14 protein-coding genes are annotated in these 15,056 nt (G+C 72.0%); 8 read left to right on the top strand and 6 right to left on the bottom strand.

What is annotated here, in order from left to right; translation table 11 throughout:
• Positions 1-20 precede the first annotated feature (20 nt).
• The 3 genes from ABD350_RS36350 to ABD350_RS36340 form a co-directional block, all read right to left on the bottom strand.
• Positions 21-320 (bottom strand): helix-turn-helix domain-containing protein, encoded by a 300-nt coding sequence (locus tag ABD350_RS36350; protein ID WP_344353453.1) that lies wholly within the window; start codon positions 318-320, stop codon positions 21-23.
• 215 nt (positions 321-535) lie between these two features.
• Positions 536-2,098 carry a glycoside hydrolase family 53 protein gene (locus ABD350_RS36345; RefSeq protein ID WP_344353451.1) on the bottom strand — a complete coding sequence of 521 codons (1,563 nt, stop codon included), beginning with the start codon at positions 2,096-2,098 and terminating at the stop codon, positions 536-538.
• Between the two features lie 109 nt (positions 2,099-2,207).
• On the bottom strand, positions 2,208-4,229 hold the full coding sequence (locus ABD350_RS36340; RefSeq protein WP_344353448.1) for a beta-galactosidase: 2,022 nt from the start codon (positions 4,227-4,229) through the stop codon (positions 2,208-2,210).
• A 235-nt stretch (positions 4,230-4,464) separates the two neighbouring features.
• Between ABD350_RS36340 and ABD350_RS36335 the strand changes: the two genes are divergently transcribed.
• Genes ABD350_RS36335 through ABD350_RS36320 form a run of 4 tightly spaced genes read left to right on the top strand, consistent with a single transcriptional unit; the run spans position 4,465 to position 8,646 of the window.
• Positions 4,465-5,781: an ABC transporter substrate-binding protein gene (locus tag ABD350_RS36335; RefSeq protein WP_344353446.1), complete on the top strand. Its 1,317-nt coding sequence runs from the start codon at positions 4,465-4,467 to the stop codon at positions 5,779-5,781.
• Positions 5,778-6,716, top strand: a complete 939-nt coding sequence (locus ABD350_RS36330; RefSeq protein WP_344353444.1) for a carbohydrate ABC transporter permease — start codon at positions 5,778-5,780, stop codon at positions 6,714-6,716. Before ABD350_RS36335 ends, ABD350_RS36330 begins: the two co-directional genes overlap by 4 nt.
• The gene (locus ABD350_RS36325) at positions 6,713-7,618 is read left to right on the top strand and encodes a carbohydrate ABC transporter permease (RefSeq protein WP_344353442.1); all 906 of its coding nucleotides are present in this window, start codon (positions 6,713-6,715) and stop codon (positions 7,616-7,618) included. The genes ABD350_RS36330 and ABD350_RS36325 overlap by 4 nt, the downstream gene beginning before the upstream one ends.
• Positions 7,615-8,646 (top strand): LacI family DNA-binding transcriptional regulator, encoded by a 1,032-nt coding sequence (locus ABD350_RS36320; RefSeq protein ID WP_344353441.1) that lies wholly within the window; start codon positions 7,615-7,617, stop codon positions 8,644-8,646. The genes ABD350_RS36325 and ABD350_RS36320 overlap by 4 nt, the downstream gene beginning before the upstream one ends.
• A gap of 94 nt (positions 8,647-8,740) precedes the next feature.
• Here the strand turns inward: ABD350_RS36320 and ABD350_RS36315 are convergent, their stop codons facing one another.
• Both ABD350_RS36315 and ABD350_RS36310 read right to left on the bottom strand, forming a co-directional pair.
• A complete protein-coding gene (locus tag ABD350_RS36315; protein WP_344353440.1) occupies positions 8,741-9,424 on the bottom strand; it encodes a response regulator in 684 nt (227 codons plus the stop codon).
• Positions 9,421-10,290: a sensor histidine kinase gene (locus tag ABD350_RS36310; RefSeq protein WP_344353439.1), complete on the bottom strand. Its 870-nt coding sequence runs from the start codon at positions 10,288-10,290 to the stop codon at positions 9,421-9,423. Before ABD350_RS36310 ends, ABD350_RS36315 begins: the two co-directional genes overlap by 4 nt.
• A gap of 140 nt (positions 10,291-10,430) precedes the next feature.
• Between ABD350_RS36310 and ABD350_RS36305 the strand changes: the two genes are divergently transcribed.
• From ABD350_RS36305 to ABD350_RS36290, 4 genes are all read left to right on the top strand, one after another.
• Positions 10,431-11,138 carry an ABC transporter ATP-binding protein gene (locus ABD350_RS36305; protein ID WP_344353438.1) on the top strand — a complete coding sequence of 236 codons (708 nt, stop codon included), beginning with the start codon at positions 10,431-10,433 and terminating at the stop codon, positions 11,136-11,138.
• Positions 11,135-13,444, top strand: coding sequence for an ABC transporter permease (locus ABD350_RS36300; protein WP_344353437.1), 2,310 nt, complete (start codon positions 11,135-11,137; stop codon positions 13,442-13,444). Before ABD350_RS36305 ends, ABD350_RS36300 begins: the two co-directional genes overlap by 4 nt.
• A 191-nt stretch (positions 13,445-13,635) precedes the next feature.
• Positions 13,636-14,013 carry a VOC family protein gene (locus tag ABD350_RS36295; protein ID WP_344353435.1) on the top strand — a complete coding sequence of 126 codons (378 nt, stop codon included), beginning with the start codon at positions 13,636-13,638 and terminating at the stop codon, positions 14,011-14,013.
• A gap of 73 nt (positions 14,014-14,086) precedes the next feature.
• Entirely contained in the window at positions 14,087-14,494 is a 408-nt protein-coding gene (locus ABD350_RS36290) for a MarR family winged helix-turn-helix transcriptional regulator (protein WP_344353434.1), read from the top strand.
• A 57-nt stretch (positions 14,495-14,551) separates the two neighbouring features.
• Here ABD350_RS36290 and ABD350_RS36285 read toward each other — a convergent pair whose 3' ends face one another.
• Entirely contained in the window at positions 14,552-14,950 is a 399-nt protein-coding gene (locus ABD350_RS36285) for an SseB family protein (protein ID WP_189755302.1), read from the bottom strand.
• Positions 14,951-15,056 lie beyond the last annotated feature (106 nt).

Genomic DNA, 15,056 nt, shown 5'->3' with positions numbered 1-15,056 from the left:
GGCGAGGGCGTGCGCCGGTGTCACCAGCCCTTCTCGAACATCCTGGCCACCTCGGCGATGCGGATCTCGTCGCGCCGGTAGTGGGTGCGGCAGCGGATCCGGCGGGTGCGCAGGAGGCCGAGGCGGGCGAGGAAGTCCAGGTGGGCGCGGACGGTCCGCGGGGGCAGGCCGAGTTTGGCGGCGACGGCCCGCGCGGTGACGCCCGTGGCGGCGAGGTCGCGGTGGTGCCCGGCCGGGAAGTGGGCCGCCGGGTCCTTGAGCCACTCCAGGATGGTCTGCCGTATCCGGCCCGTGGGAGTCCCCGAGGAAGTCACCGTCATCCGTCCGCCTCCCGTCCCCGGCCTCCTCGTACGCAGTGTTCCCACTGTGGCCCGGGCGACGCCGCCGCGTCCGGGACTCGACGGCCGTTGTCCGGTAAGGAACGGCCCTGTTCCCAGAGGGAGGTGTAACGCCCCAGGCCCGTGGCGGGGGCCCGGTCGCCGCGCGGCGGCCGGGCCCGGTCCTCATGGCCCGGCCGTGGCCGAACCGCGTCGTGTCAGCGGTGGCCGAACCACGTCATGGAGGAGAGCGCCTTGTCGTCGTAGCCGAAGAGGGCCTGGTTCTCCCAGCCGTTGCCGGAGGCGGCGTCCGCCGGGTCCCAGCCGTTGCCGGAGACGGCGGTCCAGGTGGCCTCCCAGCAGAAGACGCCGAGACCGCGGCCGTTCGGGACGGCCTCCACGATGCTCGCCACGTCGTTCAGCCACTTGGTCTGGCCGGCCACGGTCGCCGGGTAGCCGGGGACGAGTTCGCCGGTGGTGTCGATCTGGTTGGTGAGCGCGTCGTCGCTGTCGAGACGGAAGGGGTAGGCCGTCTCGGCGACGAACACCGGCTTGCCGTAGCGGGCGGCCGCGTCGTCCAGGGTGGTCTGGAAGTCGGAGAGCGCGCCGTGCCAGTAGCCGTAGTACGACAGGCCGATCACGTCGAACCTGACGCCGTTGGCCACCGCGTTGTCGAACCACCACTCGGTGCCGGCCTTGTCGCCGCCCTTGGCCAGGTGCAGCGCGACGGGGGTGGACGAGTTGACCGCCTTGACGGCGCTGTAGCCGGAGTTGATCAACCCGGCGAGCTGGGTCCAGTTGTCGGTCGATCCCTCGGACCACAGCATGCCGCCGTTGATCTCATTGCCCACCTGGACCATGTCGGCGGTGGTGCCTTGAGCCTTCAAGGCGTTCAACGCGTCGTACGTGTGGTTGTACACGTCGGTCTTGAGTTGACTGTATGTATGGCCCGTCCAGGCGGCCGGCTTCTTCTGGGCGCCCGGGTCGGCCCAGGTGTCCGAGTAGTGGAAGTCGACCAGGAGCCTCATGCCCTGTGCCTTGACGCGCTTGGCCATCGCCAGGACGTGCGCCTTGTCGTTGAAGCCGTCGGCGGGGTTCACCCACACCTTCAGGCGCGCGTAGTTCATGCCGTACGACTTGAGGATGGGGAGGGCGTCGCCCACGGCACCCGAACTCGTCCGGTAGACGCCGCCCTTGGCCTCGCTCTTGGCCAGGGAGGAGATGTCGGCGCCATGGATGGAGGTACCCGTGGTGCCGGACGTGAAGGTCAGATCGTCAACATTGATCCAGTTGCCCGCGTTCGCGTCACTGTTGACGGAGACGGTGCACTGGTTGCCGGTCACGTTGACCGGCGTGACGATCCGGATCCATCCACTGGACGAGACCGGAAGCTCGGTGCGCTGTTCGGCACCCCCGCAGTTCTTGAGCGCTATGTACGCGGCCTTCTGTCCGCCGCTGGACCGCACCCACGCGGTCAGCTTGTAGTTCCCGTTGGCCAGCCCGGACAGGTACTGGTAGGTCTCCACCTTGTAGGCGGAGGCCGAGTAGTGGCTGAGGCGGTGGCTTCCGGCGTGGCCGCCGGCCTCGGTGTAGGAGGCGCCGGTTTCGCCGTACTCGGACCAGCCGGCGGGCACGGCCGCGCCCGTGCCGTCGGACTCGAAGCCGCCGTTGGTCAGCGTGCTCGCGGCCTGGGCGGTCTGGGCGGGCAGGGCGGTGAGGGCGAGCCCGGCCGCGAGCGGCGGCAGCAGGGCGGTGATGGTGCGTCTGGGATGGAACTTCATCGTCCGTCGTCCCTTCGACGTAACTGGGGAGGGGCCCCTCCGGTGGAGCCGGAGGGCAGGCCCCTGCGCCCGCGGCTCACACGGCTCACGCGGGCGCAGGGGAGTCGGCTCAGCCGTCGAGTCGCACGACCCGGACGGCCCCCGCCGGGACCGCCAGGCGGCCCGCGGCGCGTTCGCCCGTCAGCAGCTCGGTGCCGGGCGCGGTCAGCGGCACCTTGGTGTCGTCGGCCGTGTGGTTGACGACGAAGAGGAAGGTGCCCGACTCGCCGCCGCGGCGCACGACCTCGACGTCGCGGGGCAGTTCGGCACGCGGGTCGAGGCCGGCGTCCTCGGCCGCGCGGCCGAGGAGCGTGTCCAGGCCCCGCGTGTCGAGGCGGGTGGAGACGTACCAGGCGGTGCCGCGGCCGAACCGGTGCCGGGTGACGGCCGGGCGGCCCGCGGTGAGCCCGTCGGCGTACCGCCACACGGTCTCGGCGCCGCGCGGGACGACGAACTCGCTCCACACGTCGCCGGCCGGCCCGGGCCCGTCCGGGCCGGTCAGCCGCACCCGTTGGTCCTTCAGCAGCGGCGAGAACTCCTCCACGGTCAGTCCGAGGACATCGCGCAGCACGCCCGGGTAGGCGCCCTCGTGGACGGCGTCGTGCTCGTCCACGATCCCGGAGAAGTACGACACCACGAGCGTGCCGCCGTTCTCGACGTAACCGCGGACGTTGCGCCCGGCGGCCTCGGTCATCAGGTACAGAGCCGGCACCACGACCAGCGGGTAGGCGGACAGGTCGGCTTCCGGGTGGGCGAAGTCGACGGTGAGGTGGCGGTCGTAGAGGGCCTCGTAGAAGGAGTCGGCGCGCTCGCGCGGGTCGTGGTCCTCGCTGGGCCGCCAGTCCAGGCTCTGCGCCCACCAGGACTGCCAGTCCCACAGCATGGCCGCGTCGGCCTCGGTGCGGGTCCCCCGGATCTCGCTCAACGCGTCCACCGAGGCGCCGAGTTCGACGACCTCGCGCCAGACGCGGGTGTCGGTGCCGCCGTGCGGGACCATCGCGGAGTGGTACTTCTCGGCGCCGCGCCGGGACTGGCGCCACTGGAAGAACATCGCGCCCTCGGAGCCGCGGGCGACATGGGCGAGGGAGTTGCGGGCCATCTGGCCGGGCGCCTTGGCGGGGTTGCGGGGCTGCCAGTTGACGCCCGAGGTGGAGTGTTCCAGCAGCAGCCAGGGGGCGCCGCCGGCGACCGAGCGGGTGAGGTCGGCGGCCATCGCGAGGTTGACGTGGGTGCGGCGGCCGTCGGTGATCAGGTAGTGGTCGTTGGTGACGAGGTCGACCTCGCGGCCCCAGGCCCAGTAGTCCATGGAGTCGCACTGGCTGAGGGCGGTCATGAAGTTGGTGGTGACCGGGATGCCGGGCGAGAGGCGGTGCAGGATGTCGCGCTCGGCGCGGAAGTTCTCCCGGATGACGGCGTCGGTGAACCGCTTGTAGTCGAGTGCCTGGCCGGGGTTGCCGACGGTCGGGGTGGTCCGGGGCGGGTTGATCTGCGCGAGGTCGGTGTAGCGCTGGCCCCAGAAGGCGGTCCCCCAGGCCTCGTTGACCGCGTCCACGCTGTCGTAGGTGTCCGCGAGCCAGCGGCGGAAACGGGCCGCGCAGGAGTCGCAGTAGCAGGCGGAGACGGGGACGCCGTACTCGTTGTGGACGTGCCACATCGCGAGCGCGGGATGGTCGCCGTAGCGCTCGGCGAGGCGGGTGGTGATGTTCGCGGCGGCGGCGCGGTAGTCGGCGTTGCTGTGGCAGATCGCGCCGCGCGAGCCGAATTCGTAGCGCACGCCGTCGGCGGTGACCGGCAGGGCCTCGGGGTGGGCCCGGTAGAACCAGACGGGCGGTACCACCGTGGGTGTGCCCAGGTCGACGCGGATGCCGCCCTCGTGCAGCAGGCCGAGGACGCGGTCGAGCCAGCCGAAGTCGTACTCCCCCGGCGCCGGTTCCAGCAGGGCCCAGGAGAAGATGCCGACGCTCACCATCGTGACGCCGGCCTCCCGCATCAGCCGGACGTCCTCCCGCCAGACGGATTCCGGCCACTGCTCGGGGTTGTAGTCCCCGCCGAAGGCGAGCCCGGTGAGGCCCTTGGGGGCGGTGTCCGGCATGGATGACTCCCGGAAAGTCGATCAAATGGGAACGTGCACACACAGCGGCGGCGGTGCGGGCCCAACATAACCGCACAGCAACAACCATTGACAAGTGTCCGGGATGTTTCTCTACTGTGAACGCTCACAGAAGCATGGCAGGGTTCCCGGCAGGCGGGCGCCCGGGTCATGTGAGCGTGCACAACTGCGTGACAGGTCCCCGCAGCGGGCGGGGACCCGGGTCAGGGGAGAAACCATGCCGCACACGAAGCGCCGTCGCCTCGTGACAACCGCCGTCGCCGTGTCGCTCGGCGCCACCGCCCTCGCCGCCTGTGGCTCCGGGGACGACGGCAAGGCCGAGTCGGGTCCCGTGTCGCTGACGTACTGGACGTGGACACCCGGCATGGACAAGGTCGTCGACCTGTGGAACAAGGGGCCGGGGAAGAAGGAGCAGATCACCGTCACGGTGAAGAAGCAGGCGTCCGGCGACACGCTGGTCACCAAGATCCTCACCGCGCACAAGGCGCGCAAGGCCCCCGACCTGGTGCAGGCCGAGTACCAGGCGCTGCCGACCCTGGTCAGCAACGACGCCCTGGCCGACGTGTCCGGGGACGTCGACGGCGTCGAGGACAAGTTCGCCGAGGGCGTCTGGCAGCAGACCACGCTCGGCACGGACGCCGTCTACGCGGTGCCGCAGGACATCGGCCCGCTGATGTTCTACTACCGCGAGGACCTCTTCAAGAGGTACGGCCTGAAGGTCCCCACCACCTGGGAGCAGTTCGCCGAGACCGCTCGCGAGCTGAAGAAGAAGGCCCCCGACAAGGACCTGACCACCTTCTCCGCCAACGACTCCGGGCTCTTCGCGGGCCTCGCCCAGCAGGCCGGCGCCAAGTGGTGGACCACCTCCGGCGACACGTGGAAGGTCGGCATCGACGACGCGGCCACCCGGAAGGTCGCCGGGTTCTGGGGCGGCCTGGTCAAGGAGGGCGTCATCGACAACCAGCCGATGTACACCCCGTCCTGGAACAAGGCGCTGAACACGGGCAAGCAGATCGCCTGGATCAGCGCCGTGTGGGCGCCCGGCACCCTGACCACGGCGGCACCGGACACCAAGGGCAAGTGGGCCATGGCCCCGCTCCCCCAGTGGTCGGCCGAGCAGGACGTCACCGGCAGCTGGGGCGGCTCCTCCACGGCGGTCACCACCGACTCCGCGCACAAGGAGGCCGCCGCCAAGTTCGCGGTCTGGCTGAACACCGACCACGACGCCCTCAACGCGCTGGCGAAGGAGGGCGGCATCTACCCGGCGTCCACCTCCGCCCAGCTCAGCGGCGCCTTCTCCAACCCGCCGGCGTACTTCTCCAACCAGCCGGACTTCTACACCAGGGCCGCCGGCATCGCGAAGACCACCGCGCCCGGCTCCTGGGGCCCGAACGTGAACGTCGCCTACACGTCCTTCAAGGACGCCTTCGGCGCCGCCGCGAAGAACAAGTCGGACTTCGCCGCCGCCCTGGGGAAGATGCAGGACGACACGGTCGCCGACATGGAGAAGCAGGGCTTCGGGGTTTCCCGGTGAACAGCCCGACCAGCCGGAGGGGGTACGGGGTCAAGGCCGCCCCGTACGGCTTCCTCCTTCCCGCCACCATCCTGTTCGCCCTCTTCTTCGCGCTGCCCATCGGCTACGCCGTGTGGCTCAGCTTCCGCAAGGCACGCGTCTCCGGGCTCGGCCTGGGGTCGGGCGCCCGGCAGGAGGTCTGGGCCGGCTTCGAGAACTACCGCGCCGCCCTCCAGGACAGCGAGTTCCTGCACGGTACGCTGCGCGTGCTCGGTTACGGCTGCATCGTCGTCCCGGTGATGCTGGGCCTCGCCCTGCTGTTCGCGCTGATGCTGGACTCCGAGAAGGTGCGGCTCGCCCCGTTCACCCGGCTCGCGATCTTCCTGCCGTACGCCATCCCCGGCGTGGTGGCCGCGCTGCTGTGGGGCTTCCTGTACCTGCCGGACGTCAGCCCGTTCTACTTCGTGCTCGACACGCTGGGCCTGCCGCAGCCGGACCTGCTGGACGGCGGTCCGCTCTATCTCGCCCTGTCGAACATCGCGGTGTGGGGCGGCACCGGCTTCAACATGATCGTCATCTACACCTCGCTCAGGTCGATCCCGGCCGAGGTGTACGAGGCGGCGCGGCTGGACGGCGCCACCCCGCTGCAGATCGCGCTGCGGATCAAGATCCCGATGGTGGCGCCCTCGCTGGTGCTGACCTTCTTCTTCTCGATCATCGCGACGCTCCAGGTGTTCAACGAGCCGACCACCCTGAAGCCGCTCACCAACTCGGTCAACACGGCCTGGAGTCCGCTGATGAAGGTGTACCAGGACGCCTTCGGCCGCAACGACATCTACTCGGCGGCGGCCGAGGCGACGCTGATCGCCGTGGTCACGCTGGTGCTGTCGTTCGGATTCCTGCGGGCCTCCCACCGCCGCGACAAGCGGGACGTCAGTCAAGGAGGGGCGCGATGAGCGCATTTGCCGTCCAGAAGGCGGCCCCGGCCGCCGGTGCCGCCCCGGGTACGGCGCGGCGCCCTCCGCTGCGCCGCCGGATCGCGCTGGTGCCGACGGTCACCCTGCTGCTCGGCGCGGTCTACACCCTGCTGCCGGTCGCCTGGGTGGTGATCGCGTCGACCAAGTCCGGGCACGAGCTGTTCTCCACGTTCACCTTTCTGCCCGGCACCGGATTCGCCGACAACATCAGGGATCTCGACGCCTACCGTGGCGGGGTCTACTGGACGTGGATGGGCAACTCCGCGCTGTACGCCGGTCTCGGCGCCCTGCTGTCCACCGCCGTGTCGGCGTTCAGCGGCTACGCGCTCGCCACGTACCGCTTCAAGGGCCGCGAGACGATGTTCAACGTGCTGCTCGCGGGCGTGCTGATGCCGCCGGTGATCCTGGCGATCCCGCAGTACCTGCTGCTGGCGAAGGCCGACCTCACGGACTCCTATCTCGCCGTGCTGCTGCCGCAGATCCTCTCGCCGTACGGGGTCTACCTGGCCCGGATCTACGCGTCCGCCGCCGTGCCGGCCGACGTGGTGGAGGCCGGGCGGATGGACGGGGCGAGCGAGTGGCGGATCTTCACCCGGATCGCGCTGCCGATGATGATCCCCGGCATGGTGACGGTGTTCCTGTTCCAGTTCGTCGCCGTCTGGAACAACTTCCTGCTGCCGTACATCATGCTCAGCGACGACGAGAAGTTCCCGCTGACGCTGGGCCTTTACACGCTGCTGGAGCAGGGTGCGAACACGCCCGCGCTGTACACCCTGGTGATCACCGGCGCGTTTCTCGCGGTGCTTCCGCTGATCGCGCTGTTCCTGGTCATCCAGCGGTTCTGGAGCCTGGATCTGTTGTCCGGGGCCGTAAAGTCATGACCATGAGCAATACGGGGGGCCGGCGCAGGGCACCGACGATCCACGATGTGGCGCGCGAGGCCGGGGTCTCGCGCGGCACCGTCTCGCGGGTGCTCAACGGCGGTCACTACGTCAGCCCCGCCGCCCAGGAGGCGGTCAACGCCGCCATCCGCAAGACCGGTTACGTCGTGAACCGGCACGCCCGTTCGCTGATCACGGGGCGCTCGGACTCGGTCGGCTTCCTGCTGACCGAGCCGCAGGAGCGGTTCTTCGAGGACCCGAACTTCAACGTCCTGCTGCGCGGCTGCACCCAGGCGCTGGCCGCGCACGACATCCCGCTGCTGCTGATGCTGGCGGGCACGCGGGACGAACGGCGCCGGATCACGCGGTACATCACGGCCGGGCACGTCGACGGGGTGCTGCTGGTCTCCAGCCACTCCGGCGACCCGGTCGCCGAGGAGCTGCGCGCGGCCGGGGTGCCGCTGGTCGCCTGCGGCAAGCCGATCGGCCTCGGTTCGAAGGTGGGTTACGTCGCCGCCGACGACCGGGACGGCGCCCGGGACATGGTGCGGCACCTGCTGTCGCTGGGGCGGCGCCGGATCGGCGTGGTCACCGGTCCCCTGGACACCCCGGGCGGTGTGGAACGGCTCGCCGGGTACCGGGAGGTGCTGGCCGAGGCGGGCCTTCCGGCCGACGAACGGCTCGTCGTCTCCGGCGACTACAGCCGTGCGAGCGGTGAGGCGGGCGCGGAGCGGCTGCTGGCCCGGGCGCCGGACATGGACGCCGTGTTCGTCGCCTCCGATCTGATGGCGCAGGGCGTGCTGGCGGCCCTGCACCGGGCCGGGAAGCGGGTGCCGGAGGACATCGCCGTCGGCGGTTTCGACGACTCCCCGGCGGCGACCGCCGCCACTCCGGCGCTCACCACCATCCGGCAGCCGTGGGACCGGATCAGCAGCGAGATGGTGCGGGTGCTGCTCGCCCAGCTGGGCGGTGAGGAGCCCGCGGCGGTGATCCTGCCCACGGAGCTGGTGCGGCGCGAGTCCGCTTAGTCGCGGGGCAGGTGCCGGGAACCGCCGTCGGGCGGCCGCTGCTTCGTCGTGGCCGGTCGCGCGGTTCCCCGCACCCCTTCGGGCCCTCCCTTCGTCACCGTGCGCCCGGTCTCACCAGGCCCGTCTCGTAGGCGACGACCACTGCCTGGGCGCGGTCGCGCAGGCCGAGTTTGGCGAAGATGCGGGCCACGTGGGACTTGACCGTGGCCTCGCTGAGCGTCAGTTCGGCGGCCAGTTCCGTGTTGGACAGGCCCCGGCCCATCAGGGTGAGCACCTCCCGCTCGCGCGGGGTGAGCGCGGCCAGGTCGGCGGGGACGGCCGGGGCCGTCCGGCCGGCGTCGGCCGCGTACCGCTCCACCAGGCGCCGGGTGATCTGCGGGGCCAGCAGGGCGTCGCCGGTGCCGACCAGCCGTACGGCCGCCGCCAGATGCTCCGGGGTGACGTCCTTGAGCAGGAAGCCGCTGGCTCCCAGGGACAGGGCCGCGTACACATACCGGTCCAGGTCGAAGGTGGTCAGCATGAGCACCCGGCAGCCGGGTGCTTCGGCCAGGATGCGCCGGGTGGCCTCCAGGCCGTCCATGACCGGCATGCGGATGTCCATGAGGACGACGTCCGGCCTCAGTTCACGGACCGCGGTGACCGCCTCGGCCCCGTCGGCGGCCTCGCCCGCCACCTCGATGCCCCGGGCGGTGAGGATCAGCCGGAAGCCGGTCCGGATCAGCCGCTGGTCGTCGGCGATCAGGACGCGCGGCGCCCGCCCGGGCGCGTCCAAGGTCACGGCCGGTCCAGGGGTATGCGGGCGCGCACCCGGAAGCCACCGCCGAGTCTGCGCCGGGCGTCCAGCTCACCGCCGTAGACGGCGACCCGTTCCCGCAGGCCGAGCAGACCGCGTCCGGTGCCCTCGCCGTGTGGTCGCGGAGCGGGGGGCGCGCTGCCGCTGCCGGGGGCGGACCGCGCGGTGCCGGTGAGCACGCTGGGGCCGGTGCTGAGGATCTCGACGCGCAGGGCGTGGCCGGCGTAGCGGACGGTCACCTGGGCCTTGCCGCCGTCGCCGTGCCGCAGGGCGTTGGTCAGGGCCTCCTGGATGATGCGGTAGGCGGTCACATCGACGCCCTGCGGCAGCGGGCACGGCTCGCCCGCTACGTGGACCTCGACGGGCAGTCCGGCGAACGATATCCGGTCCACCAGCGGGCCGAGCCGGTCCAGGCCGGGCTGCGGGGCGAGCGGCTCCACCGCCGGCCCGCCCGGTCCCGGGTCGCCGTCCGTGCCGTCCTGCGCGGGCGCCAGCAGGCCCAGCAGGTGTCTCAGTTCGGTCATCGCGCCCCGGCCCGCGTCCTCCACGGCGCGGAGCGCGGTCGCCGCCTCGTCCGGCATGGTGCCGAGCACCTCGCGGGCGGCGCTCGCCTGGACGACCATCAGGCTGACGTTGTGGCTGACGATGTCGTGCAACTCCCTCGCGATCCGGTCCCGTTCGGCCGCGATCGCGGCCTCGGCGGCGCTCTCCCGCTCCCGTTCCAGCAGCCAGCCCCGCTCGCCGACCGCCGCCTGCCAGCGGCGCCGGGCCCGCGCCAGCGCCACGGCCAGCCCCAGGACGGCCGCGCACGCCACCGCGAGCGCCGCCGTCAGCACCTCGTACTCCCCCATGGCCACCACTGTCGCAGACACCACTGACATCCGCATCGGCCTGGGGATTCAGCGCCCTGCATCCCCGGGACGAGTCCCGCGGCCCAGTGCCATCCGGGGAGGGATGCCCGGGACGCGGGCTCGCGTCTAGCGTCCTGCCCATGGTCACCGAGGTGAGAACGGAAGACCCCGTCATACGGCTCGACGGGGTACGCAAGGAGTACGGCGAGACGGTCGCGCTCGACGGGGTGTCGCTGGAGATCCGGGCCGGGGAGGCGGTCGCGGTGATGGGCCCCTCGGGGTGCGGCAAGTCCACGCTGCTCAACATGATCGCCGGACTGGACCGGCCGTCGGCCGGGCGGATCGTCGTCCACGGCGAGAACGTCGGGGAGTTGGGCGAGAAGGGGCTGGCGCTGTACCGGCGGCGCCGGATCGGGATGATCTTCCAGTTCTTCAACCTCGTCGACGACCTGTCGGCGCTGGACAACGTGGCGCTGGCCGCCCAGTTGACGGGGACGCCGGCCCGGCAGGCCCGGCGGCGGGCGCTGGAGCTGTTCGAGGAGCTGGGGATCGCGGACCGGCGCAACGCGTATCCGGCGGTGCTCAGCGGCGGCGAGCGGCAACGGGTCGCGGTGGCTCGGGCGTTGATGAACCGGCCCGCGCTGCTGCTGGCCGACGAGCCGACCGGCGCGCTGGACAGCCGGGCCGGGGAGCAGGTGATGGACCTGCTGATCGACCTGAACCAGATCGGCCAGACCCTGGTCATCGTCACCCATGACGAGCATCTGGCGCAGCGCTGCGCGAGCCGGCTGGTGCTGCTGGCCGACGGCCGGGTGACCGGCGGGCACACCCTGGAGCCGTCGGTATGAGGGCGGTGTGGCAGGCGGCGCGGGCGGCCGTGCGCCGGCGGCGGCTGCAGACGCTGGTGATCTGGCTGGTCACCCTGGTGTCGACGGGGTCGACGGTGGTGGCGCTGGGGCTGGTCGACGCGGCGTCGGCACCCTTCGACCGCGCCTTCGAGAAGCTGCACGGGCCGCATGTCGTGGCCGCCTTCGACAGCGGAAAGGTGTCGGACGCCCGGCTGGCGCGCGCGGCCCGGCGGCCCGGGGTGGAGGCGGTGGCGGGGCCGTTCGCGCGGGCGACGGTCGGTATTCCGCGCGGTGCGGCGGACTTCGGGCTCGGCGGTGAGATCACCGTGGTGGGCCGTCCCGGTCCCGGCGGGCCGGTGGACCGGGTGGATCTGTGGGCGGGCCGCTGGCCGACCCGGCCGGGCGAGATGATCCTGAACCGGCAGCGCGACTGGACCGCCGACGACCTCGGCAAGGAGTTCCAGGTGCCGTCCGGCCCACGGCTCACCATCGTCGGATTCGCCTTCGACCTGAGCCACACGGCGGACGCCTGGGTCGCGCCGGAGCAGATCGAAGCGCTGCACCCGGCCGGCCGGCAGATGCTGTTCCGGTTCCGGGACGCGGGGTCGGAGCGGGAGTTGCGCGCGGAACTGGACGCGGTGACGAAGGAGTTGCCGCCGGGCTCGCTCGCCGGGTCGCAGACGTATCTGGCGCTCAAGCACCGGATCGGCGGCAACGCGCGCGCGTACGCGCCGTATCTGATGGCGTTCGGGGTGCTCGGCATCCTGGTGGCGGTGCTGATCGTCGCCAATGTGGTCGGCGGGGCCGTGGTCTCCGGGTTCCGGCACATCGGCATCCTGAAGGCGCTGGGCTTCACCCCGGGGCAGGTGCTGGGCGTCTATCTGACGATGATCTCCGTGCCGGCGGTCCTGGGCTGCGGGCTCGGCACCGTGGCCGGCAATCTGCTGGCGAAGCCGTTCCTGGATTTCGTGTTCTCCGGACCGGCCTCGGGAGTGCTGCACGACAGCCTGGGGATCCCGCTCCGGGTGAACCTGGTGGCCCTGCTCGGCATGCCCCTGGTCTGTGTGCTCGCCGCCCTCGGCCCCTCGGTGCGGGCGCGGCGGCTGCCGGCGGCGCGGGCCATCAGCGCGGGCAGCGCGCCCCGGGCCGGACGGGCGCTCGGTCTTCAGCGGCGCCTGGCGGGCACCCGGCTGCCCCGCTCGGTGAGCCTCGGCGCGGGGCTGCCGTTCGCCCGGCCCGCGCGCAGCGCGCTCACACTGGCCGCCGTGGTCCTCGGGGTGACCACGGTGACCTTCGCGACCGGGCTGGCGGCGACGCTGAACAGCTTCGGGGACGGCGGTGACCGCACCTACGACGTCACCGTCTACGTGGGGACGCACCACAACGGCAAGGAGGTGCGGCCGGCGCGCGGCGACCGTGAACTCCAGGCGCTGCTGGCCTCCTTGCCGGGCGCGCGTCACATCACGGCGCGGTCGGACGACGAGGTGCTCCTCGTGGGCAGTACGAACGTGGTGATGTTCGAGGGCCGGCGCGGCGGCCGGTCCCTGGACACCATGCTGGTGAAGGGACGTTGGATGAGCCGGACGGGGGAGGTGGTGGCCGGGTCGCCGTTCCTGCGCCGCAACGGGGTGCGGCTCGGGGACCGGCTGCGGCTGCGCAAGGACGGTCACGAGGAGCGGGTGACCGTCGTGGGCGAGACCCTGGACACCGACGACCGGCTGGTCATCGGCGACTGGCCGACGGTCACCGCGCTGATACCCGAGGTGCGGCCCATCGCGTACCACGTGAAGCTGGGCGAGGGCGTGGAGCAGGAGGCGTACGCCCGCGCGGTCCAAGCCGCCGACCGGGGGCTGTCCGTGCAGTTGAGCGGGGGGAACAGCGTCACCGGCACCATTGTCGGTTCCGCGACCGCGCTGACCCTGATGCTGGCGCTGGTCGCCTCCCTCGGTGTCTTCAACACCGCCGTGCTCAACACCCACGACCGACGCCGTGACCTCGGGATGCTGAAGTCGATCGGGATGACCCCGGGCCAGGTGACGGTGATGACGGTGACGTCGATGGCGGTGCTCGGCGTGCTCGGGTCGCTGCTGGGGGTCCCGCTGGGCATCGCCGCCCACCGGATGGTGGTGCCGCGGATGGCGGCCGGGCTGGACATCACGCTGCCCGGTTCCATGACGGAGGTCTGGCATCCGCCTCTCCTGGCCGTGCTCGCCCTCGCCGGGGTGCTGATCGCCGTCGTGGGGGCGCTGGTGCCCGCGCGCCGGGCGGCCCGGCTCACCGTCGCCGAGGTGCTGCACAACGAATGACACCGCGACCGGCCGGCAACGTGCCGCACAGTGGATCCGGGAGATGTGCCGCACAGCGGGTGGCGGCAACCGGTCAGGATCGGAGAAGCCGCCGCGGGCTCGCCCGTCCTAGCGTGGGGGCACCGGCGGGGAGCCCGTCGGTGCCCCGGTCCCGTGAGGCCGGGCGACCGCTGTGCGAAGGAGTGGGCATCATGACCGCAGGCCTGCGGACGATCATCTACCCGGTGAAGGACCTGGACCGCGCCAAGGCCCTGTTCGGCGCGCTGCTGGGCGTCGAGCCGTACGCGGACGAGCCGTACTACGTGGGCTTCAAGGCCGCCGGCCAGGACGTCGGGCTGGACCCGGCCGGGCACGCCAAGGGCATGACCGGTCCGGTGCCGTACTGGCACGTCACGGATCTGCGGGAGCGGCTCGCGGCGCTGCTGGCGGCGGGCGCCGAACTGCTCCAGGACGCGCAGGACGTCGGCGGCGGCCGGCTGATCGCCTTCGTGAAGGACCCCGACGGCAACCACCTGGGGCTGCTCCAGGACCCGTCGGCGCCGGCGGACCCCTCGGACCCGGCGGCCTGAGTGCGGGGCGCCCACCCGCCCCGGCACTAGTTGCATACTCAACGAATAGCCGGGACGGTGCTACCGTGCGGTTATGGCAGTCAACACGGCCGAGACCCGGCTGGAGGAACGCTGGCGGGACATCCTCGCCGTGCACGCGCGCACGATGTGCGAGATCGACCGCGTCCTGCACCCGCACGGGCTGGGCGCCAGCGACTTCGAGGTGCTTGACCTGCTGGCCACGGAGCCGCCCGAGCAGGGTGAGCAGTGCCGGGTGCAGAACCTGGTCGGCCGGGTCCACCTCAGCCAGAGCGCGCTGTCCCGGCTGATCGGCCGGCTGGAGAAGGACGGTCTGGTGGAACGCTCGGTGTGCGCGGAGGACCGGCGCGGGGTGTGGGTCGCGCTCACCCCCAAGGGCCGCGCCCTGCACGCCGAGGTACTGCCGCTCCAGCGGGCGGTGCTGCGGCGCATGCTGGCCGGGCAGGAACTCCAGGGGGCATGACTGCGGGCGCCGCCGGGGTCGGTGCCCCGGCGATGCCCGCGGACGGTGGCCGTGCGCTCAGCGGGCCAGCAGTGTGCGGACCCCCTGTGACGTGAGGGTCAGCGCGTGGGACGAGCTGCCGTCGATGGCGAGGGACAGGTTCTCGTCGGGCCACTGCGCGGCGAGCGCGCCGAGCGGGATCAGTCGGTAGCGCGAGACGAAGGGCAGCAGATCGGCCATCTCGCCCTCCGTGGTGAACACCGGGACGACCGCATCGCCGCCGGGCTGTTCCAGGACGGGCAGGGCCACCGTCGTTGCATCGGCGCCCTCTCCGTCCAGCGCGTCGTCCGGCACCGGGACGAGTACGTCGCTGTGGGCGAGGGTGTCCAGGGCGGCCTGGTCCTCGGCGTTCACGGTCAGCGCGTCCAGTGCCTGCTGGGCCGGCGTCGGCGGGTCGGCGTGTGCGGGTGTCTCCATGGCTGGTCCCCAGGTTCGGCGGTCGTACGGGCTGCCGGGACGGCTCGGCGCCCCGGGCGTGCTCCCGCGTCGCGTACCCGGTGGGGTGCGGGGCATGCGTACGCGC

The sequence above is a fragment of the Streptomyces nogalater genome, assembly GCF_039532885.1.
Lineage (GTDB): Bacteria > Actinomycetota > Actinomycetes > Streptomycetales > Streptomycetaceae > Streptomyces > Streptomyces nogalater.
This window is presented reverse-complemented; position numbering and strand designations above follow the sequence as displayed.